Here is a 25,401-nt window from a genome sequence, read left to right on the forward strand (position 1 = left end):
TGCTACACGAGGAAAAAGGAGCGAACCGATATGAAGCACTACCATCTGACCTGGACCGTAAGTCTCGGATCTGGAAACAGCGAATACCAGATCGTCGAAACGGACACGGAGGACGCAGATCCTGACGAACGAAAGGTGGTGTTTGCCCTCCCCTTCGATAGTCCCACCGGGGAGTATGAGTTTCCGGAGGAGATGCGAAAGAAATACCAGGAGCTTACCGGGAAACCGGAATTCGGGCCCGACGTCATCGCCCCCTACTTGCGCAGGGAGGAGTTGAAGCATGTGGTTTATGAAAGCCCATGTCGGTGGGCGCAACGGCACAGGGGCTGCGGCCTTTATTGCGGGCATATCGGATGGCTTTACGCGCCGCGCAAATGTCGCCGGGGCATCGAGAACGGCGAAGGATCGCCGCCCCAGGAAACCTGTCCCGGCTTTGAGCCCAATCTACGCCAGCCGCAGGAATAGGCTTGCGGGAGTGCGCTGTTGCAGCTCGTTCTGCAATATCTGTTTATTTATTTACGATAATAGTATAGAATAGTAAAAGCTGGAGTTTTTCCAGCCGGGGCATCGAAACCCCTAACTTCATTCGGCAGGCATCAGCCGATATTGGTGCGTCTTCCTCACATACTGGCGAAGCGCGCCATAGATGCCGCCTTCTCGGTGTTAGACCGGGAGGCGGCAGTGCATGTTCAGGCTCACTGCCTGGCCTCGCGCTTCGGCGCGAACAGGCTCGCGGCTAAAGACTGCCGCGCCGTTCTGATGAAGTTACGGTTTCGAACTCCCGGTCACCAAGAGCTTTGCTCTGGTGGCCGTTTCATTTCGAGCAATGATTTTGTGGGGGAGTTCATGCGTCATTTTATTCTAGCAGCCGCGATGACCGCGGCGTTCACCGGATATCCAGCCTTAGCCGAAGAGGCGGCAGACCCGCTTCCAACGCGCGTCGAGATCAATCAGGCCACCAAGACCTTCACCTTCATCATTGACAATAAGCCCGTCGCGCTGCTCGACAAAAATGGTCTGCACGTGCGCGAGGCCATCGTTTACGGCGGCACGCTGACCGATGCGGGTGCCGTCTCCTTCGATAAGCGCATAGTCGAGATGAAGAAGGAGGCCGGTCATGACTAAGCGCCTTCTTTCCCTGCTGGTTTTTCTGTTTCTCGCAGTCCCGGCCTACGCCGCACTTCAGGGGACAGACAGCAAGCCAGGTGATGCCTGTAGCGCCGGAGAAGCCGGACATACGAGGCGCAATGCCAGTTCCACGCAGGACCCTAAGGAGATCACGCTGATCTGCAACGGCAGCCAGTGGGTCTCGGCCAACGGGGGCGGCGCTATGAAGGGAACGAACGTGACCGGCGCGTGCACGCCGGCGCTTGACGGGACGGTCAAATATAACGCCTCAGCCAGCCCGCCCTGGCAGTATTGCGACGGAGGTACGACGTCCTGGCTCCCTTTTAGATTGCCCCAGTGCGCGGACGACGACACTGGGGAGTGCACACTGGCTGCGTTGCGATCAAGCAGCGATCCCAACTTGGTGGCCTCCAGTATCCGCTGCGGGCAGAACATTCTGGGCGTGACGGGCACCTATGACTGCACGGCCGACCCCGCCGCGTTTTCGGTTAACGATCTCACGGGGCAGGCGACTGCCAGCCTTATATCCTCCAATACCCTGACGCCCACAGGTTACACCGATCCGCGGCCTGTGAGCGTGACAGGGCAAGGCAGCCCGCAGGTATCGGTCAATGGCGGGGCGTGGGTGACATCGGGCTGGATACTGCCCGGCTATACGGTGCAAGCGCGCCTCACTTCGGCCAGCGCGTACGATACGCCCTATGCCGCGACGATCAGCATCGGGGGCGTCAGCGACACATGGAATGTGCGCACCAAGGTGCAGGACACGACGCCCGATGCCTTCAACTTCACCGACCAGACGAATGTGCAGCTCAGCACGCTGACGACCTCGGCCAGCATCACACCCACGGGATATGACGGCCCTGTCAGCGTTTCCGTGAGCGGGCAGGGCAGTCCGGAAATTTCGATCAACGGCGGGGCGTGGGGCAGCGGCGGCAGTATCAACCCGGGGCAGACGCTCGCCGTGCGCCTGACATCGAGCGGTTCGTATCTGACCACACTGACAGCGACCGTAACGGTCGGCGGCACGAGCGATAGCTGGAGCGTGCAGACGCGGCCCGATGTGACGGTCATCAATATCAGCGCCAACACGGGGAACGTGAACTTGTTCACGCTGGCGGGTAGCCCCGTCGCCGCCGGAAGCTGGGAGTTCGTGATTGCATCCGGGGTGTATGTCTATTCAACCAACACAGGAAATGCCGCAATCACGACGGGGGTTTTTCCGGCGGGCTCTGGTGTCAAGATTACCAATAACGGTTATATCCTCGGCATGGGAGGGGGTGGAGGCTATTCTGCCGCTGGGGGTGAGGCTGGCGGCCCCGCCATTTCCCTCGCTAATAATGTAACAATCGACAATTCCGCTGGCTTGATCTACGGCGGCGGCGATGGCGGCTCCGGTGGATGGACGTTTGATTTTATGAGTAATTCCTATTACGGCGGCGGCGGTGGTGGTGGTCAAAGCTACCATACATCACTTGGCGGCGGCAGCCCTCAAGGAGGTGCAGGCAATGGCGGCAATGGGACATTTTCCGGGCCAGGCGGCGGCGGCATAGGAGGCGCTACAGGTTGGACCGCTTACAACAATAACGGAGCCTCCGGCGGAAGTTGGGGTAACAGCGGCAAAGCCGTTGCCGTCAATGGCAAGACCATCACCTGGCTCGGGGGCAATGACTCAACGCATGTGAAGGGTGCGGTGAATTGATTTTCCTGGCGCGGCGTTGCCGGTGTCTTGATCCCCTTAGATCACAGCGGGTTCTTGAGCAGATATCGCCTATAATCCTCATACAGCCGCAGCTCTGGATGCGCGTGGGGTTTTGCGCCGGGGATGAAGTCGGCCAGCTTCTGCAGCGGATCGCGCGGGTGCAGCGCGGTGAAGGCTTCCGCAATCTGCGCCAGCAGATGCTCATCAACGTCCACACCCCTTAGATCCAGGGCGCAGAAAATGCGCACGGCTTTCTCTATAAGGAAGAGCTGCCCATCCTTGCTGGAGGCGAGCCTGGGAGCGTGGCGTTTAAGATAGCGCGCGAAACGCCGCGACTTCTCAATCCCGGCAAGCATGGTCCTGCCGGTGGCTGAGACACCCTCACTATCAAACAGCAAGAGGCCCGCGCTGGCAAAGTGCGCCAGTTTGTTCTGTGCTGCCTTCGGCAGGTTGATCCGCAGCGCGCAATAGGTGATGCGGATGGTCTTCCCGCTCACATGCGTGGTGGGCTCCAGCACTTTGACAGGCACCCCATCGGCATAACCGCTCAGGATGCGCAGAAATTTATGTTCGGTGAGCTTGGCTCCCCGGCAGTAGCGATTCTTGAGAGCGCCACTGCGTTCGATTTTTGGTGTTTTGATCTCCCCGCGATCCGCCCCCATAGCGACTTTGCGCTTGAGTGTGTGCGGCTATGCTTCCCTTCGATTTTGCGGGGAATGATCTCTTCGATTAATTTGTCATAACTTGCATGGATTTCAAGGCATTACACGCCCGCGTATGCGGGTGCGTGCGAGGATTTGCGCGGGGTTTGGCCCCGCCAAAAACAACAAGAAAAGGAGACTTGAGTAATGAGTATCTGTGACCGCTGCGGACGCGATGTCTGCAAACCCTGCACCGTTAAACCCGTCAACGACAACAAGCGCACTGTGGTGGTGGCGAGCGATGATGAGCTGCTGCGCCGCTCACATTTTCAGCGGCTGGCGACCGCTACGCGCGCGCTTGGAATATCCCGCCGCGAGATCCCGAACTGGATCGCCGATACGATCTACGGTTTTCGGGGCAAGATCGTCTGGCCGGGCGGCAAGGCGTTTGAAGTGGACGATGAGGACATCGATGCGGCGTTCAACGATGACGGTTCGTTCCGCTGGCTCTCGGGCTTTTTGTATTTCGATGAGATTGACCCGAAGCAAAACCCGCAACGGCGCATCTTATCGCGCCTGCGCCTGATCGATCTCGCGTTTCGCATTTCAAACCCTGTGCGCGCCGGGTTCATCGCAAAGTGAGCGGGCGGGGAAGTTTCCCCCAGATCAGCTTCAACACTCGCTTATTTCTAGGCTCAGGCAAGCGCCGGTTCGATGGGTTCGGACCGGCTCCCCTGACGAAAGGCTGGTGCTTCATTGAAATTCGATCCCTACGAACACCAACGAAAACAGCAGAGCGAATTCATGAGCGCGGTCGAGTGGCTGGCGATCCTGCTCGCCATCATGACAGCGTTCCTGCTCACGCCGGAAGTCTACGCGCGCACGGTCAACTGGATCGTGGCGTACACGGCCTCGCGCTACGGAGCGGGTTTTGAAGACCTCACCCGCTTCGCTTGGTTCGTCATGACGGCGCTTTTGATCTTCTTCGGAGCCCGCGCCACGCTCGCAACGGCCATCGTCGGAGCCGGGCTCGCATTGGCAACCCGTCTGATCTGAAAACTCGAAAGGAGAACTGGCCATGTCACGTACCCCGGAAGTCATTATCAGCAAGCCCCGGAAGCTGCTTAACCGTCTGGTCGGCTGTGCCAGCGCCGGATGCGCGCTGCTCAGCGTAGCCTCATTCTTACAGGGAGGTCCCTACCTGCTTCTGCTGATCGCCGGCCTTGTGCTGGCGTTCATCGCCGATAGCATCAAGTTCAAATACGTCAAGACCTACGAAGAAGGCGGCTACAAGCTCGTCTGATCACAATCCTGAAGGGGCCGCATCGCCAGCGGCCCCGTTTGCTGTCCAGCCTTGGGAGTTCGCAGCAATGTCCTCCTCCTCCTTCAATGAGCAATACCGGCACGGCAGCGCGCGGTGGGCGGATGACTATGAGCTGCGCGCCGCAGGACTGCTGAATGGGCGCGGTCTGCCGATAGGGTTTGCCGGTCATCACCATCTGCGGCTGGAGGGCGATGCGCCGCTGGTGACGATTGGCGGTGCGGGCTCGGGGAAGCTGCGCGATGTGATCGGCCATATCTTCGGTGCCCTCGGTCACGGGGGCCCAATGATCGTGCTGGACCCGCGCGGGGAGATTGCCGCGACGTTCCTGCCCGCGCTCGCCCATGCGGGCATTCAAGGGTATCTCTGGAATCCTTATGGGCTGCACGGGCTGCCCTCTCATTCGTGCAACCCGCTCGACCCGATTGATCCGCGCGCGCCCACGTTTCATGCGGACTGCAAGCTCTCGGCCCGCTCGCTCATCACCGTTACCAGCAAAGCGGAGGGAAAGTATTTCGAGCAGCGGGGCAGCGGCTGGGCTGACGTTCTCTTGAAGCGCCTTGCAGAAGTGACGGGCGGGGCGAGCCTGCCTGCGCTGATGCGCACCGTGAACCTCATTGAATCCGGCGCGCGCAGCTGGCCGGAATTTCTGGAGGGGATGGTGCAATCCGCCTTTGAAGACGTGCGCCGCACGGCGGGCGAGATGCTGACCAAGCAACAGGATTCCCCGCGCGAGTTCGGCTCCATTATGGGCGAGATCTATGGCAGCCTTTCATTCCTCGATGACCCCGCGCTCCAAAGGTCTTTAGAGTACCCGGACTTCTCACTGGCGGAGCTTTGCCGGAGCGATAAAACCGTCGTCGTCTTCCTGATGATGCCCGCCGAGTATTTGCACCAGAGCAGCGCGGTGCTCCGGCAGTTCTTCATGGCATCCATGCTCTATAAATCGCGCGCGCCGGGCTCGGGCCGCGTGCTGATGCTGATTGACGAAGCCGCGCAACTCGGCTCGTTTCCCGGCCTGCAGATGGCCTACACCTACGGGCGCGGCATCGGCATTCGCCCGTGGACGTTCTGGCAGGATATCGGCCAGATCATTCATAACTTCGGCCCTACAGGCGTGCAGACGTTTCTGGGCTCCTCCCAGATGCGGCAGTTCTTCGGCGTGCGGGATTATCAGACCGCCAAGCTGATCTCGGACATGCTGGGCAGCGAGACGCTGGAATATGACGACAAGCGCCTGCAGGAAGCGGCAAAGCGCCAGAAGGTGCAGGCCGTGCAGCGCCTCATCGCGGGTGATGACCCGCTGAATGCGCTGCTCGACGTGGCGCATTACGGTCAGGCCGCAAAGCTCCGCACCAAGCAGGCGCGGAAACTCGTGACCGAAGATGAGATTTTATCGATGCCGGAGGACCGGCAGATTCTTTTTATCTCGGGCAAGAACCTGCCGCCTGTCTCAGCATTGAAGCTTCCGTATTTCTCGCGGCCCGAGATGGCGGGCCTGTATCTGCCCAACCCGTATCACCCGCCGCAGGACAGCGTGCAGATCGCAACGCGGTGGGGCACCAGGCGTGCGCGCGTGATCCGGGAGCCCGTGCCGGGGAAGTTCGCATCTTTCGCCCAATATCGCGAGGGAAGTTGGGCATACGTAGAAGGCTACAAACCAACCTGACACTTAAAGGAGATCAGACATGACCAATGACGACAAACAGCCCCCTCGCAAACCTGACCTCGAAGTCAGCTACATGCGCGGGGCCGCGTGGGACAACCGCGCTAGTGGCGGAGGCATCAACGTCAATCTGCGCTTCACGTTGAAAGATGTGGCCGAGCGCATTCAGGAAGCCAAAGACAACGCACGTGACGGAGACCGCAAGGATGATCGCCGCGAACCCTCACGCGAATCCTCGCGCGAGGACAAGCGCAGCTCCGGCAGGGAGGATCGCCAAAGCCGCGACAACGGTCCCCGTTATGAGCGGTGAGTAAGGAGTTTGGCCGGGCCGCTTCGGGCGTAGTCACCAAAGCGGAACTCGACCAGAAAATCGCAGCTCAACCCAAGCCGCGGGTTGAGCTGCATCTCACGCCTCAGGGCTATGAGGTGCAGGAGATCAACACCGAGCAGTTCAGGGCCTTTCGTGATCGCATCCATCATCTCCGCGAACGCCTCAACGGCGCGCATGATAGACTTCGCGATCAGCGCGCCAGAGCCCTGCAGCGCGGACGGGCCAAACAGGATTTCGACCGAGGGCGGTAGCGCCGCCCCGGTTCTCTCAAACGCCAAGGCCTTGCCATGACGCACTTCACCAAGCTGGATGCCATCCGCAAACATCTGCGCCTTGGGTCATCATCACGGCCTCCATCGCCGCCGCCCGAGACCGGCAAGCGCGTGCAGAAAAACCTCTCCATCCTTGAGCGCGATGCCGCGCGGCTCACCGCGCTCGCCAAACGCGATGGCCTTTCTCAGGCGAGGCTGCTATCAGCCGCGCTGGATGCGTATGAGCATTCAATGGATCGACATAACGACGCCAAAGTTTGTTTTTCAGATTTTCCCATGATATAAAGTAATTGCAGACGCAATGAATCTATCCAAATGGCCCCGCGACCGGGGCTTTTTTTTATAGCCAGCACGCGTCCGTCGCTGGCTCGCTCTGCAAAATCACAAGCCGAACATCCCAACCCACCGCCAAGGCCACAGCCTTGCGCGGCAAACGCCATTGGAGCCGCCATGACTCAGACGTTTATTTCAGAACGCCTATCCTACGGAGGTCAGGACACCTGCAAGGCCCATCCGCCTGACCAGGCGGTTGTCCATGCCTGCAAGGAGCCTTGCCACCGGAGCGCCGTTGGCTACACCGCTAAAAGCCTCGCGCCCGCGCATCCGAACTACCTCGCGCACCGCACCAAGACGGATTTATATCTGAATTTGATCGACCCGCCGGTGCCGCTCTTCAAGCTTGAGAGCTTCGAGATTGCCCTCGATTTCATGCACACCGCCTACAAGGCCGGACCGCTTCATATCCACTGCAACCAGGGACAATCGCGTGCGCCATCCCTCGCGCTGTTGCTGATGGCCAAGCGGCTCGGTCATCTGCCGAACTCCAGTTACGCCGAGGCCCGTTCCGCCTTTGAGGCGCTCTATCCCTATAGTCCCGGTAAAGGCATCGCCCGTTTTCTCACCGACAACTGGGGCGGCTTAAGTTCCTAGTCGCGGTCCACGGATAGCGCCAGTGTCCGCCGATCGGGATAGTCCTTTTTGGGGTCCGGCTGCTCTTCCTTGCCATCTTCCACCCATGCAAGGCACCCTTCACGAAATGACCGCGAACGCGCTGTGCAGTCGCGCGCGTCCTGCACCGCTTTCCGCTCCGCCCAAGCGTATCCGGCCTTGTGGCCAGAGCAATCTTTGGTGCAGCGATAGCCGTGAAACTCCGCCAGCGCAGGCGTGGAAGACAAAACGGCCATTCCGGCGAGAATGATAAACCCATTGAAAATATTCATTACAATGAACAATACAGAATCTTTGACACGCCTTGCAATGCAAAAGAGCTGATCAATTACAGGCGACAAGCCCCCGGCCGTTGCGCGCTGTCGTGCTTTCCTCAGCCGAATATTTGGCAGGACCGCGGCCCTTTGCGAACGATCCTCTCCACCCTTGGCATGTGCGCCGCGCTCGTGATGTGCGTTGTCTCGGGCGCGATGAACTATCTGTTCCTCTCCTCGCTCGGCAAGACGGCGCTGGAAGGCCAGGTGCTGGGCGCGGCCTCGGCGGCGGCAGATATCCTGAAAGACTTGATGCCGTTCTTTATCGCGTGGAGCTGGCAGGCAAGGCGGTTCGTGGCGGCGCTCGCAGGATCGCTTGCCTTTGCGTTCTTCGCCGCGTTCTCGTTCTTCAGCGCCCTCGGGTTTGCGGCTGACAATCGCGGCGCGCTTGTGGAAGGCCGCGAGGCTCTGACCGCTACATACAAGAGTGTGCAAGCTGAACAAGCGGCGCTTGAGGCGCGTCTCACGGCGCTGCCTCCCCATCGCCCGGCCCCCGTCGTGCGCGAAGACCTGGAAAGCCACAAGCAGAACCGCCGCTGGAGCGCCACCAAAGACTGCACGGATGCGACGGAAGCCGAGAGCCGCGCCTATTGCGCGCGCTATTTCAAGCTTCGCGCTGAACTGGCGGCGGGCACGGAAGTCGAGAGCCTCACTGGGAAGATCGCGGCGCTTAAAAGTGAAGCCTCGCGCCTGCGCGATGCCGGGGCCGGACAGGTGACAGATCCGCAAGTATCGCTCTTGAGCCGCATCTTCGGCCAAGCATCCGAACCTGTGCGCCTCGCTCTCACCATCGCCATCGCGCTGCTGGTTGAGATCGGCGCTTCGCTGGGGCTGTTTCTGGCGAGCGGACATGGCGTAGCCAAACCGACGTCTGCGCCTCCGGCCTCCATCCCGCAAACGGGATCGGTCGAAGATTTTTGTCTGGAGGCTCTGATGCCAGCCAAGAGCGGAGCCGTCAGCGTTGAAGACCTATTCGCCGCGTACCGGGACTGGTGCCGCGAACGAGAGTTCGGCGCGCTCAACGCCGCACAGTTCAAGGCGACGTTTACTGGTCTCGCCGCGAGCATCGGCATCCCGGAAGAGGCAGGAGGATTCCGCGGCATCGCCGTCGCAGGCCCCGCGGGTGACGAGCGCATGGCGGCTTGAGCTTATCGCTCACGATCAATGTCACGATTGCGCGCGGGCGGCGGGGTACGGTCGCCATTACGGAGCCGGTCAAGGCGCTGCTCCATCGAAGGCTGACGCGGTTGCTCGGGGGCTTCCTGCTGCAGGGGCGCGCGTGCGGGCGTGCTCGAACCATCTTTCGCGCGTTCCGGCGCTTTGGGCATCTCCCGCTCTTGCTGCGCCTTCGGCCTGCTTGAGCGCGCCGCTTCTGCCCGTTTCGATGCAGGCCTTGCCTGCGCCTCGAACTCCTTCATCACGGGCGGGGCTTCGAGCGTGCGCTTGATCTGGCTCTGATCGGTGCGAAGCTCGCGCAGCAACGCGGCGTGCCGGTCACGCACGTCTTTGATGTCGGCCTGCAGCCGCTGGCGATCAGACATCTGTGCGTCGATCAGGGCCTGACGCTGGTCCCGGTCGCGTGCGAGGGCCAGATAGGCTTCGCGCTCATTTTGCTTCTGCACGGCAGCATGCTTGCCGCTTACGCGGGCCCATAGGCCCCGGACTCCGGTATCAAACCGCGCGGCGCGGGCTTTGGACTCGTCCTGACGGCGCTGCTGCTGTCCGGCATCGAGGCGTTGGCGTTCCTGCCGGTGCGCGAGCACCATCTCTTTGCGCTTATGGTCGAGCGGCGCAAGATCGCGGCGCTTTTGAAGCTCTGCCTCGGCGCGGTGGCGCTGGAAGGTGCCCGCCAGATCCTTGGCCAGCTGCGCGCGGGCCTCGGCAACGCCGGGCAACTTGTCCGGCTCCCCCAGACGCTTGGCAATATCCTTCGTCTTCTTGCCGACGGCCCGCGCCACAGAGAACACTTCGCCTTCCGGCGAGAGGGCGACATGCCCGCGCCGGTCGCCGCGGGCCAGCGTAAAGCCCCGGCTTTTGAGCGCCTGCATGAAGGCAGCCATCGAGTCTGAAACCGCCCAGCATTCCTGCATCATGGATTTGAGATCGCGGGCATCGCGCCCCGCGCGCTTGGCCTGATGCCATTCGGCGAGCGTGAAGTTGCGGGGATCGGCCTCGCGGCTGTTCATCAGGCCGCGCGGCATCTTCCAGCCATTCTCGATGTAAAGCTCGCGGCTCAAGTCCCGCAGCTTGGTCTTGAAAAAGGGGAGGTTCTTCGCCGTCATGGTGTCGGCGTCAATCCGGCTCCAGACAGCGTGCGCGTGCCTGCGGCCCTCCTTCTCATGGAAGACGACGATGCGCGGCTGGCCCTTGAGGCCGTTCTTCTCCTCAACCCATTCGATGGCAGATTCAAACGTCTCCACCGGCACCCGCTCTTGGGGAGGCGGGTTCAGCGAGACCGAGAAGAGGAATTGTCTGCACTTCGTGCCCCGGCTCATCCCATGAGCCTCTTTCAGCGCGCCGACGATATCGTCCGAGGCGAATCCCCGGATTTCATGAACCTCAATATGCTCGTTGTCACGGCTATTCAAAAGATGAAGCGCAAGCTGTTTGCCGCCGCCGCGTTGCGCACCCTTCAGGATCATCCGGGCCTACCTTTCCCGGATGCCGAGACCCTTCATCAGGAGGGCCTTCAAGTCGGAAATATCGGCGCAGGCTTTGAGAAGCGCAGCCTCCGTCTCCGGCGTGACCGGCAATGCGCCCATGCGGGCCAGCCCGGCCATCTCCCTCAGGCTGCTTCCGGCATCCGATTTGCCGAGAAGGGCTAGCACCTTCGCAAGAGCCGCATGATCTTTGACGGGAGCGCCCCCGCGCGGCCGCCGCTTCGCAGCGGGCTCATTGTCATTGGCGGGAAACAGCCGCTCCCGCGCATAGGCACTTTTGGATTGTCTGCCCGCGCGGCGCTCAAGCTCGGCATCCTGCTCCGGGGTGAGCGGAACAGAGAGAATTCGCCGGGCTTTGGTTTGTTTCGGGCGCTCTTCGGGCATCATGCCCGTGAGAATGCCACGCCTTTTGCAACCAGCCGGGCGGAAGGCTGCCGGGGTCTAGGCAGAAGAGCCTCCTGCGCCGGACTTGAGATCGTCAACGTCCAGAAACCGGCGTGACCGAACAGGATCGATCCGCTCCGCCTGCGCCAGCGCCCAATGGGCCCACTGCTCAAGGGCATCATCCGGCATGGGCGGATCAAGCGTAGGGTTCAGCGTTCGAACCTGCGCGACATACTCACGTATATCGCGGGCTCGTTGAAGGGCCTGGGCTTCGTCCAGCAATCGATCGACCCGGGCTTTCTCCAACGCGGCGATCCGCTCGCGCTCCTTGCGCACGGCCTCCTCGCGCGCTTTTCGTGCCTCCGCGATGCGCTCATGGCGGCGCTGCACCGTCCATTTGTGGCTTTGAATCTGGTCTGCGCGGTATCGCTCCTCGCCGATGACCATGAGATCAACGATGATGGCTCTTAGGCGCTGCTCGATTGGTTTCTCAGGCTCGTCATCGGCAAGCGTTTGCGGCGGACCATCGTGACGGTAGGACTTAAGGCTCAAACGAAGGCGTTCGCGCTTTGACGCGTCAGCGTCTTTAGCGGCGTGCCCTCGCAGGGGAATAATCTCCAAGGTGAGCCGAAGATGGGAAATGCCAATGCTGGCTGTTATCTCCTGTGCCTTCTCATCGTTGATGGAGCCGCTGCACCCCTGGGCCGACAGCGCGAGCAAGAGTGCATTCCAGATGCGCAGCCGCCGCCTTTGCAGCGGCGTGTCAAAGACGGGTTTGTACCAGGCGTATTGGCGCTGCTGCTCCCGGAGCTTCTCGTCCTTCTCCAGAAGTTTGCGGATGGCCGGGTGCGCAATGCTGAAATCTTTCCGCACACGAACGGCATCAGTGCGCTTCTCTACGCGGGCGCGTACCGCCTCAATGGGCTCTGCAAACGTAGGCGCAGGAGGGTCGGGTTCGTTCTCGTCAATCGGCTCCGGCGGGTAGTGCCAGTACCGATCCTGCCCAATCGTCACCGCGTCGCGGTGGCCCGGTTCGCGCGGCGGCAAAGGAAACTGGGCGACCCGGTGCCCAGCCTTCTTCTTGTTCCAAAAGCCGCGTGGCGGAACCGGGATGGCAGCGTTCCGGCAAGCCTTGGCGAGGCCCACGTCCGAAATCTGGAACCGGGCTGCGATGTCCCGCATCGGCTCCGACCAGACCAGATTGTAGAGTTCCTGCCGCGCAAAACTGTGCCCCATGATCGCCCCCTTCGATTTTCAGGGCAGTATAGCCACGGAGGGAGGCTCAGCTAAGCGCTTATGGTTCCGGGGAAAATGCCGTGTTTACGGCTTCCAGAGCGTTGTTCCACTCCCGCAACTCATCCAAGATTTGGTTCGAACATTGTGCGTCTAGGTCCACCAACCACGCATGACCTTTGGTCCGGCCCGTAGGGTCCGCGTTGGTCCGCGATATTTCTTCCAGCCTCCCAGACTGTGAGTCCGCTCCCCTGCTGCCGAGCGTTCATCCATGGATACGGCGCCGCCTATTCGGGTTTCCCCAGGTAGCGTAATTCCACCTGCGTTCCTGGCGTAACTGACGGAGTCGTGCCCCGTGCCTACGCACCGAGGCGGATGCTAGCTTTGGCATCCAGCACGCCTCCACATTCGCCATCTCCGCGCCTAGCCGCAGATGGTCACAAACAAAAAGGAACAAGCGGTGGAATTGGATATGGCAAAGCTCGAGCCCCTGCTCGGGACGATGGTGAATGAGATCGGCGCGGCAGCAAACGCCGCCCTAGTCCTTACCGGCGATAAGCTGGGTCTCTATCGCGCTCTCGCCGACGGACCCATCAATTCCGCCGAGCTTGCCCAGAAGACTGCAACGCATGAGCGTTATGTACGTGAGTGGCTGAGTGCGCAGGCTGCATCAGGCTACGTCTCGTGCGACGCAGCAGCGGGTACGTTCTGGCTCTCCCCTGAGCAAACTGCGGTTTTCGCGGACGAAGAGAGTCCCGTGCTCATGACAGGTGGGTTCTACTCGCTGTCAGCGGTCTTTGCTGATGAGCCGAGACTCACTGAAGCGTTCAAGAGCGGGAAGGGGCTGGGTTGGGGAGATCGATGCAACTGCCTGTTCTGTGGTGTCGAGCGGTTCTTTCGCCCCGGCTACAAGCAGCACTTGGTCAGCGATTGGCTGTCGGCACTCGATGGCGTGATTGAGAAGCTCGAGCGCGGCGCAAAGGTTGCCGATGTTGGCTGCGGCCACGGCGCTTCAACTTTGATAATGGCGCAAGCATTCCCAAACTCGCAGTTCGTCGGCTACGACTTTCATGACGCTTCGATAGATCATGCACGCCGTCACGGAAACGGCGTTGCCAACGTGCGCTTCGAGACGGCGAGTGCGCAAAATTACGCAGGCACCGGATTTGACCTCGTTACGATCTTTGATGCCTTTCACGACATGGGAGATCCAGAGGGCGCAGCAAGACACGCCCGCAACTCGCTCAAAAGCGACGGCACTCTGATGCTCGTTGAGCCCATGGCTGGCGACACGCTGAGTGAGAACCTGAACCCGGTAGGCCGCGTCTATTACGCATTCTCGACCAGCGTGTGCGTCCCTTGCTCGCTGGGCCAGGAAGTAGGCGCTGCGCTCGGGGCCCAGGCGGGCGAGAAGCGCCTCTCAGAGGTCATTCGGCAGGGAGGCTTCTCAAAAGTTCGCCGGGCTGCCGAGACCCCATTCAACATGGTGCTCGAAGCCCGCCTATAACGTGAACCAGATGCGCTCCCGTCGGCCATTCTGGCCGACGGGCAATTGGCTGCAGCCGTTCATCGTCTTCGATACCCTGAAGACGATGAACTCTGCGATGGATCGGTTCTACCGTTGATCAACGGGGCGAACCGTAAGGTTGTTGTCGTCCCGGCTCAGCTCGACACTCTCCAGCCCGGACTCACCCTTTGCGGTGGAGAGGACGACTGACTGCCCAGGGGAGAGCAGGGTCTCCACACGGATGGGCAGACCCTCCTGCTGGGAAAGCGTAGCGACAACACGGAAGCGGCCGGCTTCCTCGGTGTAGTAGGCGACCCCGTTGATGGCCCCAAGGTTGATCGAGTGGGCGCGCGGGCCATCCGCCGAGGCGGAACCCATGCTCGCCGAGCCGATCGATGCCGCTGCAATGCCCGCGGCGACGAGGGCGATTTTCCGAATGCTCATGACAGCCTCCAATTGCTGATGTGAAGGCCAGGCACCGATGTGCTGGTCTGTTGCCAGGGAAGATGATACGGAGGGGTCTATTAGTCCAATGGATTGGATTGATAATGCCCATCGATCATATCAATTTAGCCCGGGTCGACCTCAATCTGCTCGTCGCCCTCGATGCCTTGCTCAGCGAGCGCAGCGTCACCAAGGCGGCGGCGCGGATCGGCATCGGCCAGTCGGCCATGAGCCACAACCTTGCGCGCTTGCGCGAGCTGTTCGGCGATGAGCTGATGACGCGCGGACCTGCGGGAATGCAGCCGACTCCCCGCGCCATGGCGTTGGCCGATCCTGTGCGTGTCGCGCTGGGGCAGATCGAGACGCTGGTCTCGCGTGAGCAGGTATTCGATCCCGCCACGGCCGAACGCGTGTTTCGCATAGGCCTGCCCGACAGTACCGAAGTCCTCATTGGGCCCGCACTGCTCGCGTACGTGTGCGAGCACGCCCCTGGTATCCGCTTCCGCTTCTACGCCGCCGAGGGCCAGGGACTACTCGATGATCTCGACGCTGACCGCCTCGACCTCGGCATTGGTGTCGGAGCATTTCCAGGCGGACAGGTGCATCACAAGCGCCGCGTGCTGGCGACCGACAGCTACCTCGTCATGTTCAATGCCCGCAAAGTGCCGGTGTCGACGCCGATGTCGCTGGAGGATTACGTCCGCCTGCCGCAGGTACTGACCAGCTTGCGTCGCGGCGAGCGCGGCGTCGTGGATGACGCGCTTGAGAAGCTCGGCCTCAGCCGGACGATCGCACTCGTAACGCCGCGGTTCGTCGCCGTGCCCTTTCTTGTCGCCGGTGCGGCGGTCATAACCACGATGCACGCAAGGCTGGCCCGCTACTTCGCCGCGCAGATGGATTTGAGTCTCAGCCCGCCACCCATCGAACTCCCGCAGTTGACGACATCGCTGCTGTGGCACGCGTCCTACGACAGTGATCCCGCTCACATCTGGCTCCGCGATACCATCATCCGCGTCGCCGCCGAGGAGCGCGAGAAAACCGCCAAGACGTCACGCTGAAGATCGACGCTGCCTCCGCGCTACACCGGGCCCGGCGCCACTACGGGGGCGACCAGGCCCTGGCGCATGCACAGGTATACGAGCTCGATATCGGAGCGCACGCCGAGCTTCGATTTGATCTCGTAGTGATAGTTCGCCACCGTCTTCGGACTGAGGTTGAATGCCTTTGCAATCTCTTCCGTCGACTTCGCCTCCAGGATCATGCGCAGGATCTCGAACTCGCGCGGCGAAAGCTCGTCGACGGGCGATGCGTCATCGCACAGCCGGCTGGTCGCCACGATGTAGTTGATCTCAGCGCACAGCGCCGGACGCCCCGCGTAGACGCTGCGTATCGCGCTGACGAGAATGTCGGGCGGGCTGCTCTTGGTAACATACCCGCGTGCACCGGCGCGGAATGCCTGCTGCGCATAGGTTGCGCTGGCGTGCATCGTGAAAATCAAAACGCGCGCAGCAGAATCGCGCTGGCGTATCTGCCGCACGAGATCGATCCCGCCGCGCCCGGGCATCGAGATGTCGACGACGACCACGTCCGGCGCCGCGTCCTTGTATGCCTGGTAGCCGCTGCGTGCGTCCTCGGCCTCCGCGACGACGGCGATGTCGTCATGCATTTCTATCAGCCGGCGATAGCCCTGGCGCACGATAGCATGATCATCGACAAGCAGAACGCGGATGGCCGTTCCCATCAGGCGCCTCGCTGCGAATACGGAAATTCCACCTCGAGCCCGAAGCCGCCGCCAGGCAGGCTACCGGCGGAAATTTTTCCGCTGAGGGCGACGACGCGTTCTCGCATGCCGATCAGACCAGCACCGGCCGGCGGCGTGGATCTGTCGCCGGCGGGCGGCCCCTGTCCGTCGTCAACGACGGACAGGTGAATCAAGTTGCGGTCGCTCTCTTTGCCTTGCCGCAGCATGACCTTCACGTTGCGAGCGTTGGCATGCTTCGAGGCGTTCGTCAGCGCTTCCTGAACGATGCGGTAGACGTGGGCGCTGGTCTCCGCCTGTAGGCCTTCCATCCCGCGTGCTGTCTCTATGGAGTACCGCGTCTGTCCGTGCGCACCTTCGTTGTGCTGGGCGACCAGCGCCTCGAGGCTTTGAATGAGCCCGAGATCGTCGATTTCCTGCGGCCGCAGATACGTGAGCGTACGCCGCAGCGTCACCATCAGGCCGGTCGCCATCTTCTCGAGCTGCGATGCGTCGTCGACGAATGCAGGCGCCTCGCGCTGCGCACGCGTCCTGAGACATGCCGCGTTCGCATTGAGAGCACTGAGCTTCTGCGCAATCTCGTCATGCAGCTCCCGTGCGATGTGGCGGCGCTCCTGCTCTTGCGTATCGACCAGCCGCCGTGCGAGTTCGGCCCGCTCCGCCGTCGCCTTGCCGAGGTCCGCTGAAAGCCCGTTGAACACTTCGCTGATCCGATTGAGCTCGGCCAGCTTGAAGGATGGCAAACGATGATCGAGGTTGCCTTTCGCTAGGTTGTTCATGCCGTCGAGAATTTCCCGGGTTGGCGCGAGCGCTCGGCTGATCACCAAGTACGTGACGAGGCAAAGAACAGCGACGAGCGCAGCCGAAAAGCCTAGCAGCGGCGAGATGGATGCCCATGCGCGTTCGGCGGTGGCAAGCAGGTCGTATTCGACGACCACCGTGGCATGCAGTACGTCGTGGAAGAAGATGGGGCGGGTGGCTGTCTGCCGCCCGTCAGTCAGCCCACCGTAAATCCACCGGAACCACTGCGGCGCCTTGAGTGCGCCCGTATCGATCCCTGCGCAGCTCGATCGGCGCAGTTGCTGAGGCGCCGACGCCCCGCGCAGCTCGACGCATTGTCCCGGCTGCAGCGACAGCCCCGTGACGAGGTCCCAGTCTGGAAAGCGCTCGTGGATATCGGTCGCTCGCTTAATGCGTGAAAGCTGCAGATTGAGCTGCCGACTGATCAGATCGGCAAGCGCGTCGTTCTGGTGCTTCGCACTGAGCGCTGTCTGGTAAAGCGCCAACCCGGCACCCGCGATGAAGCACAGGAGCGCCACCAGGGTGATCCTGCGCACCAGCAGCCATTTGAGATCCATGGGGCAACCTCGCTCGGAACCCGGTTCCGAGAGGCTATGGACAGCCGCGGACCCTGTGAAGGGGTGAGGCCATTTCTCAGGAAATTTGCCCAAGACCTGACGTGGCAATCTCCGTAGGCACCCGAGGACAGAACGGTCGATCCTGCGCTGGCTAGGCGGAGGAAGGCAGCAGATGCAGCAGTTGGAGACCATAAGGTCGAAGCAGGGGATGTGCGCAGCCCCCCACGGCAACGCGGTTGCCTGGAAGGACGCCCTTGGTCTCGCCCTGGTCGTCGCCACTGCAGGCTCGCTCGCGTTTCTCGCGATCGGCCATCAGCTTCACGCTTCGAGCCGCGTGCAGCAGCGGCGCGCCGAGGAGATCGCCTCACTGCTCGCCACCCTCCGAAAGGATGAAGCGAACTGCACCACGCCAGCAGCCGATACCGTCCAGGCCGAGATGCAACCCGATCAACAGGCAGTCCAAGGAGGAACTATGAGAAAGATGCTCGTCGCAGCGGCCATGATGGCGGTAGCAGGCACCGGCTTCGCGCACGACGCCAGCGAGGCAGACGGCGCCAAGGAATTAGCACCTGCCGAAATCGTCTTCCGCGATGACCCGGCATTCCCGAAGGGCGCGCAGACCGCACTCCTGCACGGCGATCCAACGAAACCTGGCCTTTTCATTCTGAGGCTGAAGTTTCCGCCCAACTATCTTGTCCCGCCGCACACGCATCCGGGCTTCGAGACGGTGACGGTGCTCAGCGGCTCCATGGGAAGTGGCATGGGCAAGAAGGCCGATCTCACCAAAGGCAAGATGCTCGACGCCGGCGGTATGCTCGCCCTGCCGGCCAACCACGCCCACTACGTTTGGACGACCGACAAGGAAACGATCATCCAGGTCGCCGCCGTCGGACCGTTCGACCTCATCTACATCAATCCGGAAGACGATCCCCGCACCAAGAAGTAGCGCGAGGCATCAACAGTGACAGGGAGCGGGCATGGCGTCTGCTCCCTGCCGCTTCTTCACCAGCCTTGCGATAGTCGCGCGTAGTAGACGATCGGCGAGGGCTCGATGCTCACCGTCCGGCTGTCGATGCGAAGCGGCGCTTTTGTCCCGCCAACGCGTCCATTACTTCACCGAGACTTCGCCCTTCATGCCGGATTCATAGTGGCCGGGAATGAGGCATGCGATTTCAAACGTGCCGGGCTTCGTAAAGCGCCACACAAGCTCCGTCTTCTCGCCGGGCTTCAGCCGGCGGCCGTTTGGCTCGTCGTGCTGCATCTCGGGGTTGGCGGCCATCGCATCTTTGTGGGCGGCATTGTTGGCGACGCTGTCGATGAGGAATTCGTGGTCGACGGCTCCCGCGTTCGTCAGCACGAAGCGCACCTGTTCGCCCTTCTTCACCTCGAGCGCGTTGGGCGAGAAGCTCATCTCGCCGCCGTCGTCGCGCATCACGATTTCGACCGTCCGCGCGGCTTCGTGGGCGGCGCCCGGCTCCCCCGCCGCAAACGAAGCATCGTGGCTGGCGTGAGCGTCATGCCCCGCGTGTTCGCCGTGACCTTCATGCGCACTGTGGGCGAGAGCGGTGTTTATCGCCATCGGGCCGCCGCTGATCGCGATGACTACGGCCGCCGCGCTGGCGAGCGCTGGGACGATCAATCTCTGCCGCATGGGTGGTCTCCCCTTAAGCTTGGATGTCTTCCGGCATGGTAACCGAACCGGCCCCTCGGCGAATCCATACTTTTGCCGCAGCTTCGGATTGGCCATTTGCGATGGCCTGGCAGGCGAAGGCATTGATGCAGAACATGGTTTTCCACACTTTTTGCCCGTCAATCGAAGCCGGAGGAATGGCAGACGGGCTGACGAAAGTGCCCCCGAACCGCGCGATTGGCGAACGCGGCGCGTGATCTCAGTGTTGCGCGAAAGCCCGCCCGCCACCGGTTTGACACTCAGTGGTGCTCATTTCGCTCCCACGGGCTGCTAAAGCTGCTCCGAAGCGACCTAGGGTGAGGGAGGACGCAATGAACCTGCCCAAAGCAATCACGTTCATTGCCGTTGCTGCAATTGCGCTGCTGTCGGCTGGCTACTACTGGGCGACCGGTCAGCGCGGGGCCGAGGGCAAGATTGTTCTCGCCACCGGCGATGTCGCAAACTACCGCGAGCTCGCTGCCGCCTACGAGAAGGCGCTCGATCCCTACGGCGTCGATGTGCAGCTCCGTCCGGCCGTCGAAGGCTTCCAGACACTCAAAGGTCTCGTCTCCGACCCGCCGCAGTTCGATGCCGCCTTCATCAAGGGCGGTCTCGTCGGCAGCATGCAGGGCAGGCTGGCGCGAGCCAAGGCGCAGGAGTGGCAGCAGAAGGAGCTTGGCAAGCTGCGCTCCTTGGGCCGTCTTTTCTATGAGCCAATCTGGGTCTTCGTCCGCTCCGACTTCGCAGGCCAGAGCCTGCGCGATCTGAAGGGCAAGGCCGTACTAACCGGCACGCGTGAAAGTGGTGGCCGCCGCATCGCCGCCCAGCTTCTGCGTGCCAATGGCATCGAGTTCAGCAAAGACAATCCGCTGATGATCGCCGAGGACATTGCGCCCGACGGCAACCAGCTTCTGTCCGGCAAGGCCGAAGCGGCATTCCTCGTACAGCCGGCCGACACGCCGCTCATCCAGAGCCTTCTGCACGTTGAAGGCATCCGTCTGCTCAATTTTGCGCTGGAAGCCGATGCCTACGCCAATCGCTTCCCGGCGCTCACCAAGGTGACGCTCAATCGCGGGGCCGTCGAATTCGAGCCGCTGTCGCCGCCCGAGGACGTGACGCTGCTGGCCACCAGCACCGCGCTTGTCGTCCGCGCCGATCTCGACCCTTCTCTCATCAGCTTGCTGTCTTTCGCCGTGCTGCAGAACCCGCGCTCCGGCTTCGACAAGGCCGGCGACCCTGTGCTGTTCCACCGGCCGGGAACATTCCCGCATATCTCTGATCCCGAGTATCGCGTCCCCGAAGAAACGCGCCAGGTCTATAAGTCGGGCGAGTTGCCGGTCGCGCTGCGCTCCATTGCGCCGGCCGTGAAGGAGGCGGGCTTCCCGTTCTCCGTATCGGCCTTCATCTCCAACCACGGCGCGCAAACCGTGCTGCTGCTGATCCCCTCGCTGGTGATCCTGCTGCCGATCCTGCGCGTGCTGCCGAGCGTCTACAACTGGACTGTGCGCCGCCGGCTTCTTTACTGGTATCGCCAGCTCAAGGCGCTCGAGAAGCAGCTCGACGACCCGGTCGAGGGTGACCTTGCCGCCCATCAGGCCGAGATCGAGCGCATCGATTCCGGTGTTCGAAAAATCCGCTACCCGCTGGCGTTCTCCGACCAGTTCTATCACTTGCGCTTGCACATCAATCTGGTGCGGCAGCGATTGTTCCAGAAGCCGCACGTCGTACGCATGGCGGCCGAATAAACGGTCGCCGCTCAGCCGGCGCTGGCATGTTCCGGCTTCGGCGCGAACGCCTTGTCGCGCGCCCCGAAGCGCCCGAGCTGCAACGCCAGTGTCGGCAGCACCATCAGGTTCAGCGCCATCGAGCTGGCAAGGCCGCCGACGATCACCAGCGCCATCGGTCCTTCGATCTCGCGCCCCGGCTCGTTCATGCCGATTGCCAGCGGTAGCAGCCCGAGCGCCGTCACGATCGATGTCATCAGGATCGGCGCTAGGCGGTCCGCCGCGCCGGCAATCGCCGCATCCCGCCCCCAGATGACACCCTCTATCGAGACCATCTGCTCGTAGTGCGAGATCATCATGATCGAGTTGCGCAGCGTGATGCCGAACAGCGTCACGAAGCCGACCATCGAGCCGATCGTCAGCACGCCGCCCGTCGCCAGCACGGCGAGCACGCCGCCCACCATCGCGAACGGCATGTTGGCGAGCACCAGGATCACATTGCGCGTGCTGCCCGTTACCACCGACAGCAGCACCAAGATGCCGATCCCGGCAACCAGCGCATTCATGATCAGATCGCGCTGGGCCTGCGCCTGCGCTTGCGCCGAGCCCGCAAATTCAATGTGCACGCCCGGCGGAAGCTTCAGCTTTCGCGCCAGCGTCTCTTCGGCCTCGTCAACGAATGACCCGACATCGCGCCCGATCACATTCGACGTCACCGCCTGCAGCCGCTGTCCGCCGAAGTGATCGACCTGGTATCGGCCAGCGAGCTGGAACACGTCGGCGATCTGCTTCAGCAGGACGAAATTGCCGTTACGCGTGCGCAGCGGCAGGTCGGCGACATGAGAGATGTTCTCTCGCGTCGACTTGTCGAGAATGGCGATCACGTTGAATACGCGGCTTCCCTCGTACGTCTGCCCGACGACGTCGCCCTGGTAGGCTGTGCGCACCGCGTTGAGAACATCGACAGTGTCCAGCCCCCAGCGTTCCAGATCGGACTTGCGCGGGCGGATTGTCAGCTGCGGCAGTCCTGGCGGCGACTGCAATTGCACCTCTGCCGCGCCTTCGATCCCGTTCAACTCCTGCGCCACCTGTTGCGCGGTCTCGTCCAGCGCGTTGAGGTCGTTGCCGTAGATGTTGACGATCACCGACGCCGTGTAGCCCGAGAGCGATTCCTCCACCCGCTCGGTGAGGAACGGCTTCAGCGCGAAGTTCACGCCCGGAAATTCGGCGAGAACGCGCCGCATTTCGGTTTGTGCTTCCTCTGACTCTTCGCCCGATAAGCCCGGCTGCAGATCGACCTCGAACTCGCTGTAATGCGTGCCCCAGGTATCGTCTGCCTGCTCTGCGCGTCCGATGCGTTGCGAGACCACGCGCACGAACGGCAGCTTCAGCAGCGCCTCGGTGACGCGTTTACCCATGCGCTCCGACTCCGCGATCGAAGTGCCGGGGACAGCTGCCATGTGCAGCGTGAAATGGCCTTCCTTCAACTCCGGCAGGAAGCCGATGCCGAACAGCGGTATCGCCGCACAACCCGCCAGAGTGAAGATGAACGCCGCCGCCAGCGTCGTCCGCGGACGCGCGATGATAACTCGCAGCATGCTGTCGTAATGCCGGCGAAGCCAGCGCGTTACCGGTGGATCGTGCGCGGTCTGCTCGTCGCCGGCAGCCGCGCGATCACGAAAAAGCAGCATGCACAGCGCCGGCGTGACGATCATCGCCACGGCGAGCGAGGCGAGAATCGCCAGAACGTAGGAAAGGCCCAGCGGTGCGAAGAAGCGGCCAGCGAGGCCTGGCAACATGATCACCGGCAGGAACACGAGAATGACCGCAAAGGTGGCGTAGACCACCGATCCGCGCACTTCCAGCGAGGCATTAACGATGACATCGCCGATGGGCAGTGGGTTGGCGCTGCGCCGGTTCTCGCGTAGTCGCCGCGCGATATTCTCCACGTCGATCACCGCGTCGTCGACCACTTCGCCGATGGCAATGGCGAGGCCACCCAACGTCATGGCGTTGAGCGTCGCGCCCAGTGCATTGAGGACGACAACGGCCGCAAGCAGCGACAGGGGAATGGCAACTGACGAGATCGTCGCCGTGCGCAGGTCGTAGAGAAACAGGTAAAGCACGACAATGACCAGGATGCCGCCCAGCACCAGCGATTGCATCACGTTGCGCGTCGATATGGCGATGAAGTCGGCCGGCCGGAACAAATCCGCCCGCAGCTCCACGCCTTCCTTCTCGATCGACGGCCGCAGCGCCGTAAGTGCCTTCTCCACCCCTTCGGTGACATCGACAGTGTTGGCGCCGAGCTGGCCGGACACGAGCAGCACCACGCCCGGCTCGCCCATGATCGTTGCGCCACCTATCGCCGGCTCTGGCGCTTCCGTGACCTCGGCCACGTCCTTCAACAGCACGCTGGCGCCGTTGACGCTGGTCACAACAGTACGCGCCAGCTCGCTCGGATCGATCGACTGACCTTCGGACTGGAACACCACGCGCTGGTTCGACGTCTCGATGAAGCCGGCGCCAGTGATGGCTGTCGCCCGACGCGCTGCGTCCAGCACATCGTCGATCGAGAGATTGTAACGCAGCAGGTCATCCGGCCGGATCTGCACCTGCAGCGAGCGTACGTCTCGCCCGAACACGGCCACCTTGGAAACGCCCGGAACCGCCAGCAGCCGCTGCCGCAGCGTCCAGTCGGCAAGCGTTCGCAGATCCATGAGCGAGCGCGTCTTCGAGGTAAGGCCAAGCACCAGCACGGTGCTCGACGAAGAGGTGAGGGGCGTAATCGTCGGCTGCGGAATGTTCTGCGGCAGCTCGCGCACGGCCTCCGCCAGACGTTCCGATACAACCTGGCGGTCGCGATAAATGTCGCTCTTGGCCTCGAAGATCACCGTGATGACCGAAAGGCCCTGAATGGAGACCGAGCGCATCGATTGAATGCCCGGCACGCCATTGACAGCATTTTCGATCGGCTGGGTGACGAGCACCTCGACCTGCTCGGCGGTAAGTCCGGGTGCCTCGGCCTGAATGCCCACCTGCGGCGGCGCAAACTCGGGGAAGACGTCGTATTTCGCCTGTGTCAGCGACACGATCCCGTAGCCCAGCAGCACGATTGCAAGTGCTACGACGATGCCGCGGAAACGCACCGCAAATCGGATGATCGCGGCTTGCACCCCGCGCTGTTGCTCAGCGGATGTGGGCGCGGGCGTCATCAGTCGTCATCGCCCTCAATCTGGATCTGCGAGCGGAATTCCTCCGATAAAAGCATCTGCGCACCCGTCGTCACCACGTCGCCGGCGTCGGCGAGCAGAGCAGTCGGAACGACAAAGCCGCCGTTGTTCTCAGCGGGCATATCGGTCGGGATCTCGAGACGCGAGAACGTCTCGTCTCCGGTGCGCCGATAGACCCATCCGCGCCCTGCCCACCACACCACCGCCGAGGCAGGGACGGTGACACCATCCACCGGCTTTCCGTCGACGAGGAATGCCCGCACGTTCATGCCCGGCAGCACGCCACTGTTGGCCGGCGCGGCGTAGAAGTACGTTGCGCCCTGGATGCGCGAGTCGGTGCGCGTTCCCGGCGAGATATAGCGCGCCTCAGAGCGATGGGTTTTGCCCACGACCTCGATCGCAGCTTTCGGCGGCACGTCCTCCAGCTGCACCCCAGGCGGCAGCGTGATCTGCAACAGGAACTCCACCCGCTCGATCAGCCGCGTGATGAGGCCGCCATCGACCACCATGGCGTTGCCAATGACGGGGCCCCACTCCTGCATGGCCGTGGCCCGCAATGTCCGCACCTGCGATTCAGCCGCCTCAACCGCAGCGCGATCCGCGATCAATGTTGCCTCGCTGCTCTGCACCTGGACGAGATTGCCGATACTCTTGGCGTACAGCGCCTTGGCCCGTTCGAATGCGGGGAGGGAGGCGGCCATCCGCGCCCGCGCCGTGTTGAGCTGCGAGACCGCGGAAATGTAGTTGGTGTTGAGGGTCGTCAGCGATGTGAGATCGAGGACGGTCCCGTAGGCGCGCACCTGGTCCTGGTACTTGGCCGGCTCGAGTCTCTTGAGCTCCAGCCCGATGGCCTGTTGCGCTTCGTCGCCGAGGGTGATGATCGGTTGCCCGCGTTCAGGCATCGTCACCCGCAACGGCGGCTTGATCGGCTGCTCGCGCTTGGCCTCGAGCGCAGCTTCCTCGCGCCCCTCGACGTAGCCGACGATGACCACCGCCGCGAGCCCGGCAAGCAAAGCGACACCGATCAGGACCAGCAGCAGGCTGCGGCCCATACGCATTAACTTCATGCCACGCCCATTGCGGGCCGCCGTCGAGGGCAGCCTCGTG

General features: G+C 62.3%; 28 protein-coding genes. 16 read left to right on the forward strand and 12 right to left on the reverse strand.

The features are described from left to right. The first annotated feature begins 30 nt into the window (after window positions 1–30). From NDB2M4_RS17335 to NDB2M4_RS17345, 3 genes are all read left to right on the forward strand, one after another. Window positions 31–465 carry a hypothetical protein gene (locus tag NDB2M4_RS17335; protein ID WP_072377308.1) on the forward strand — a complete coding sequence of 145 codons (435 nt, stop codon included), beginning with the start codon at window positions 31–33 and terminating at the stop codon, window positions 463–465. A gap of 141 nt (window positions 466–606) precedes the next feature. Then, window positions 607–1,125, forward strand: coding sequence for a hypothetical protein (locus NDB2M4_RS20080; RefSeq protein WP_139247360.1), 519 nt, complete (start codon window positions 607–609; stop codon window positions 1,123–1,125). Beyond that, complete coding sequence (locus NDB2M4_RS17345; protein WP_139247361.1) at window positions 1,118–2,830, forward strand: hypothetical protein; 1,713 nt, start codon at window positions 1,118–1,120, stop codon at window positions 2,828–2,830. Before NDB2M4_RS20080 ends, NDB2M4_RS17345 begins: the two co-directional genes overlap by 8 nt. 41 nt (window positions 2,831–2,871) lie before the next feature. Here the strand turns inward: NDB2M4_RS17345 and NDB2M4_RS17350 are convergent, their stop codons facing one another. Further along, on the reverse strand, window positions 2,872–3,492 hold the full coding sequence (locus tag NDB2M4_RS17350; RefSeq protein WP_072377313.1) for a hypothetical protein: 621 nt from the start codon (window positions 3,490–3,492) through the stop codon (window positions 2,872–2,874). Window positions 3,493–3,678: 186 nt separating this feature from the next. On the opposite strand from NDB2M4_RS17350, the gene NDB2M4_RS17355 reads away from it, so the two are divergent. From NDB2M4_RS17355 to NDB2M4_RS17375, 5 genes are all read left to right on the forward strand, one after another. Then, a complete protein-coding gene (locus NDB2M4_RS17355; protein WP_072377315.1) occupies window positions 3,679–4,113 on the forward strand; it encodes a hypothetical protein in 435 nt (144 codons plus the stop codon). Between the two features lie 162 nt (window positions 4,114–4,275). Beyond that, window positions 4,276–4,527, forward strand: a complete 252-nt coding sequence (locus NDB2M4_RS17360) for a hypothetical protein (RefSeq protein ID WP_072378272.1) — start codon at window positions 4,276–4,278, stop codon at window positions 4,525–4,527. Between the two features lie 22 nt (window positions 4,528–4,549). After that, a complete protein-coding gene (locus NDB2M4_RS17365; RefSeq protein ID WP_072377317.1) occupies window positions 4,550–4,774 on the forward strand; it encodes a hypothetical protein in 225 nt (74 codons plus the stop codon). A gap of 67 nt (window positions 4,775–4,841) precedes the next feature. After that, the gene (locus NDB2M4_RS17370; RefSeq protein WP_072377319.1) at window positions 4,842–6,461 is read left to right on the forward strand and encodes a type IV secretory system conjugative DNA transfer family protein; all 1,620 of its coding nucleotides are present in this window, start codon (window positions 4,842–4,844) and stop codon (window positions 6,459–6,461) included. Window positions 6,462–6,480: 19 nt separating this feature from the next. After that, a complete protein-coding gene (locus tag NDB2M4_RS17375) occupies window positions 6,481–6,768 on the forward strand; it encodes a hypothetical protein (protein ID WP_072377321.1) in 288 nt (95 codons plus the stop codon). Here the strand turns inward: NDB2M4_RS17375 and NDB2M4_RS17380 are convergent. After that, window positions 6,756–7,067 carry a hypothetical protein gene (locus NDB2M4_RS17380; protein ID WP_139247362.1) on the reverse strand — a complete coding sequence of 104 codons (312 nt, stop codon included), beginning with the start codon at window positions 7,065–7,067 and terminating at the stop codon, window positions 6,756–6,758. The two genes, NDB2M4_RS17375 and NDB2M4_RS17380, sit on opposite strands and share 13 nt — an antisense overlap. Before the next feature lie 9 nt (window positions 7,068–7,076). Here NDB2M4_RS17380 and NDB2M4_RS17385 point away from each other — a divergent pair, with 9 nt between their 5' ends. Then, window positions 7,077–7,346, forward strand: coding sequence for a hypothetical protein (locus NDB2M4_RS17385; protein ID WP_072377325.1), 270 nt, complete (start codon window positions 7,077–7,079; stop codon window positions 7,344–7,346). A 165-nt stretch (window positions 7,347–7,511) separates the two neighbouring features. Next, a complete protein-coding gene (locus NDB2M4_RS17390; RefSeq protein ID WP_072377327.1) occupies window positions 7,512–7,991 on the forward strand; it encodes a protein-tyrosine phosphatase family protein in 480 nt (159 codons plus the stop codon). Here NDB2M4_RS17390 and NDB2M4_RS20395 read toward each other — a convergent pair. Then, the gene (locus NDB2M4_RS20395; protein WP_210186566.1) at window positions 7,988–8,350 is read right to left on the reverse strand and encodes a hypothetical protein; all 363 of its coding nucleotides are present in this window, start codon (window positions 8,348–8,350) and stop codon (window positions 7,988–7,990) included. The two genes, NDB2M4_RS17390 and NDB2M4_RS20395, sit on opposite strands and share 4 nt — an antisense overlap. 63 nt (window positions 8,351–8,413) lie before the next feature. Between NDB2M4_RS20395 and NDB2M4_RS17400 the strand changes: the two genes are divergently transcribed. Continuing rightward, window positions 8,414–9,469, forward strand: a complete 1,056-nt coding sequence (locus tag NDB2M4_RS17400) for a hypothetical protein (protein ID WP_139247363.1) — start codon at window positions 8,414–8,416, stop codon at window positions 9,467–9,469. A 2-nt stretch (window positions 9,470–9,471) separates the two neighbouring features. Here the strand turns inward: NDB2M4_RS17400 and NDB2M4_RS17405 are convergent, their stop codons facing one another. From NDB2M4_RS17405 to NDB2M4_RS17415, 3 genes are read right to left on the reverse strand one after another with little or no spacing between them, the layout of a single operon-like run. Then, the gene (locus NDB2M4_RS17405; protein WP_072377333.1) at window positions 9,472–10,965 is read right to left on the reverse strand and encodes a relaxase/mobilization nuclease domain-containing protein; all 1,494 of its coding nucleotides are present in this window, start codon (window positions 10,963–10,965) and stop codon (window positions 9,472–9,474) included. 6 nt (window positions 10,966–10,971) lie between these two features. Next, complete coding sequence (locus NDB2M4_RS17410; RefSeq protein WP_083556553.1) at window positions 10,972–11,370, reverse strand: hypothetical protein; 399 nt, start codon at window positions 11,368–11,370, stop codon at window positions 10,972–10,974. Between the two features lie 54 nt (window positions 11,371–11,424). After that, complete coding sequence (locus tag NDB2M4_RS17415) at window positions 11,425–12,603, reverse strand: hypothetical protein (protein ID WP_072377335.1); 1,179 nt, start codon at window positions 12,601–12,603, stop codon at window positions 11,425–11,427. A gap of 457 nt (window positions 12,604–13,060) precedes the next feature. On the opposite strand from NDB2M4_RS17415, the gene NDB2M4_RS17420 reads away from it, so the two are divergent. Further along, window positions 13,061–14,107: a class I SAM-dependent methyltransferase gene (locus tag NDB2M4_RS17420; RefSeq protein ID WP_072378276.1), complete on the forward strand. Its 1,047-nt coding sequence runs from the start codon at window positions 13,061–13,063 to the stop codon at window positions 14,105–14,107. A gap of 108 nt (window positions 14,108–14,215) precedes the next feature. Here the strand turns inward: NDB2M4_RS17420 and NDB2M4_RS17425 are convergent, their stop codons facing one another. Beyond that, window positions 14,216–14,551, reverse strand: coding sequence for a hypothetical protein (locus tag NDB2M4_RS17425; RefSeq protein ID WP_072377337.1), 336 nt, complete (start codon window positions 14,549–14,551; stop codon window positions 14,216–14,218). A 104-nt stretch (window positions 14,552–14,655) separates the two neighbouring features. On the opposite strand from NDB2M4_RS17425, the gene NDB2M4_RS17430 reads away from it, so the two are divergent. Then, window positions 14,656–15,609 carry a LysR family transcriptional regulator gene (locus NDB2M4_RS17430; RefSeq protein ID WP_072377339.1) on the forward strand — a complete coding sequence of 318 codons (954 nt, stop codon included), beginning with the start codon at window positions 14,656–14,658 and terminating at the stop codon, window positions 15,607–15,609. A gap of 20 nt (window positions 15,610–15,629) precedes the next feature. Here the strand turns inward: NDB2M4_RS17430 and NDB2M4_RS17435 are convergent, their stop codons facing one another. Next, window positions 15,630–16,292 (reverse strand): response regulator, encoded by a 663-nt coding sequence (locus NDB2M4_RS17435; RefSeq protein WP_072377341.1) that lies wholly within the window; start codon window positions 16,290–16,292, stop codon window positions 15,630–15,632. Continuing rightward, a complete protein-coding gene (locus NDB2M4_RS17440) occupies window positions 16,292–17,668 on the reverse strand; it encodes a sensor histidine kinase (protein WP_072377343.1) in 1,377 nt (458 codons plus the stop codon). Before NDB2M4_RS17440 ends, NDB2M4_RS17435 begins: the two co-directional genes overlap by 1 nt. 172 nt (window positions 17,669–17,840) lie before the next feature. On the opposite strand from NDB2M4_RS17440, the gene NDB2M4_RS20535 reads away from it, so the two are divergent. Next, window positions 17,841–18,614, forward strand: a complete 774-nt coding sequence (locus NDB2M4_RS20535; protein ID WP_244536217.1) for a cupin domain-containing protein — start codon at window positions 17,841–17,843, stop codon at window positions 18,612–18,614. A 162-nt stretch (window positions 18,615–18,776) separates the two neighbouring features. Here the strand turns inward: NDB2M4_RS20535 and NDB2M4_RS17450 are convergent, their stop codons facing one another. After that, the gene (locus tag NDB2M4_RS17450) at window positions 18,777–19,319 is read right to left on the reverse strand and encodes a cupredoxin domain-containing protein (protein WP_139247364.1); all 543 of its coding nucleotides are present in this window, start codon (window positions 19,317–19,319) and stop codon (window positions 18,777–18,779) included. Between the two features lie 35 nt (window positions 19,320–19,354). On the opposite strand from NDB2M4_RS17450, the gene NDB2M4_RS20085 reads away from it, so the two are divergent. Then, window positions 19,355–19,555, forward strand: a complete 201-nt coding sequence (locus NDB2M4_RS20085) for a hypothetical protein (protein ID WP_139247365.1) — start codon at window positions 19,355–19,357, stop codon at window positions 19,553–19,555. A 114-nt stretch (window positions 19,556–19,669) separates the two neighbouring features. Continuing rightward, entirely contained in the window at window positions 19,670–21,082 is a 1,413-nt protein-coding gene (locus NDB2M4_RS17455) for a TAXI family TRAP transporter solute-binding subunit (RefSeq protein ID WP_072377345.1), read from the forward strand. Window positions 21,083–21,093: 11 nt separating this feature from the next. Here the strand turns inward: NDB2M4_RS17455 and NDB2M4_RS17460 are convergent, their stop codons facing one another. Both NDB2M4_RS17460 and NDB2M4_RS17465 read right to left on the reverse strand, forming a co-directional pair. Continuing rightward, on the reverse strand, window positions 21,094–24,276 hold the full coding sequence (locus NDB2M4_RS17460) for an efflux RND transporter permease subunit (RefSeq protein ID WP_072377347.1): 3,183 nt from the start codon (window positions 24,274–24,276) through the stop codon (window positions 21,094–21,096). Next, window positions 24,276–25,361 (reverse strand): efflux RND transporter periplasmic adaptor subunit, encoded by a 1,086-nt coding sequence (locus NDB2M4_RS17465; RefSeq protein ID WP_139247366.1) that lies wholly within the window; start codon window positions 25,359–25,361, stop codon window positions 24,276–24,278. Before NDB2M4_RS17465 ends, NDB2M4_RS17460 begins: the two co-directional genes overlap by 1 nt. Window positions 25,362–25,401: the final 40 nt, after the last annotated feature.

The organism is Hyphomicrobium sp. NDB2Meth4 (genome assembly GCF_900117445.1).
Classification (GTDB): Bacteria; Pseudomonadota; Alphaproteobacteria; order Rhizobiales; family Hyphomicrobiaceae; genus Hyphomicrobium_A.

Bases quoted from the DNA above. Each gene is read 5' to 3' on its own strand.
- NDB2M4_RS17410 (WP_083556553.1), bottom strand. From the start codon at position 11,370: ATGATGCCCGAAGAGCGCCCGAAACAAACCAAAGCCCGGCGAATTCTC.
- NDB2M4_RS17375 (WP_072377321.1), top strand. From the start codon at position 6,481: ATGACCAATGACGACAAACAGCCCCCTCGCAAACCTGACCTCGAAGTC.
- NDB2M4_RS17360 (WP_072378272.1), top strand. From the start codon at position 4,276: ATGAGCGCGGTCGAGTGGCTGGCGATCCTGCTCGCCATCATGACAGCG.
- NDB2M4_RS17430 (WP_072377339.1), top strand. From the start codon at position 14,656: ATGCCCATCGATCATATCAATTTAGCCCGGGTCGACCTCAATCTGCTC.
- NDB2M4_RS17455 (WP_072377345.1), top strand. From the start codon at position 19,670: ATGAACCTGCCCAAAGCAATCACGTTCATTGCCGTTGCTGCAATTGCG.
- NDB2M4_RS17405 (WP_072377333.1), bottom strand. From the start codon at position 10,965: ATGATCCTGAAGGGTGCGCAACGCGGCGGCGGCAAACAGCTTGCGCTT.
- NDB2M4_RS17440 (WP_072377343.1), bottom strand. From the start codon at position 17,668: ATGGATCTCAAATGGCTGCTGGTGCGCAGGATCACCCTGGTGGCGCTC.
- NDB2M4_RS17450 (WP_139247364.1), bottom strand. From the start codon at position 19,319: ATGCGGCAGAGATTGATCGTCCCAGCGCTCGCCAGCGCGGCGGCCGTA.
- NDB2M4_RS17390 (WP_072377327.1), top strand. From the start codon at position 7,512: ATGACTCAGACGTTTATTTCAGAACGCCTATCCTACGGAGGTCAGGAC.
- NDB2M4_RS17365 (WP_072377317.1), top strand. From the start codon at position 4,550: ATGTCACGTACCCCGGAAGTCATTATCAGCAAGCCCCGGAAGCTGCTT.
- NDB2M4_RS17355 (WP_072377315.1), top strand. From the start codon at position 3,679: ATGAGTATCTGTGACCGCTGCGGACGCGATGTCTGCAAACCCTGCACC.
- NDB2M4_RS17335 (WP_072377308.1), top strand. From the start codon at position 31: ATGAAGCACTACCATCTGACCTGGACCGTAAGTCTCGGATCTGGAAAC.
- NDB2M4_RS17465 (WP_139247366.1), bottom strand. From the start codon at position 25,361: ATGAAGTTAATGCGTATGGGCCGCAGCCTGCTGCTGGTCCTGATCGGT.
- NDB2M4_RS17425 (WP_072377337.1), bottom strand. From the start codon at position 14,551: ATGAGCATTCGGAAAATCGCCCTCGTCGCCGCGGGCATTGCAGCGGCA.
- NDB2M4_RS17460 (WP_072377347.1), bottom strand. From the start codon at position 24,276: ATGACGCCCGCGCCCACATCCGCTGAGCAACAGCGCGGGGTGCAAGCC.
- NDB2M4_RS17415 (WP_072377335.1), bottom strand. From the start codon at position 12,603: ATGGGGCACAGTTTTGCGCGGCAGGAACTCTACAATCTGGTCTGGTCG.
- NDB2M4_RS17350 (WP_072377313.1), bottom strand. From the start codon at position 3,492: ATGGGGGCGGATCGCGGGGAGATCAAAACACCAAAAATCGAACGCAGT.
- NDB2M4_RS17435 (WP_072377341.1), bottom strand. From the start codon at position 16,292: ATGGGAACGGCCATCCGCGTTCTGCTTGTCGATGATCATGCTATCGTG.
- NDB2M4_RS20535 (WP_244536217.1), top strand. From the start codon at position 17,841: ATGCAGCAGTTGGAGACCATAAGGTCGAAGCAGGGGATGTGCGCAGCC.
- NDB2M4_RS17345 (WP_139247361.1), top strand. From the start codon at position 1,118: ATGACTAAGCGCCTTCTTTCCCTGCTGGTTTTTCTGTTTCTCGCAGTC.
- NDB2M4_RS17385 (WP_072377325.1), top strand. From the start codon at position 7,077: ATGACGCACTTCACCAAGCTGGATGCCATCCGCAAACATCTGCGCCTT.
- NDB2M4_RS17370 (WP_072377319.1), top strand. From the start codon at position 4,842: ATGTCCTCCTCCTCCTTCAATGAGCAATACCGGCACGGCAGCGCGCGG.
- NDB2M4_RS20085 (WP_139247365.1), top strand. From the start codon at position 19,355: ATGGTAACCGAACCGGCCCCTCGGCGAATCCATACTTTTGCCGCAGCT.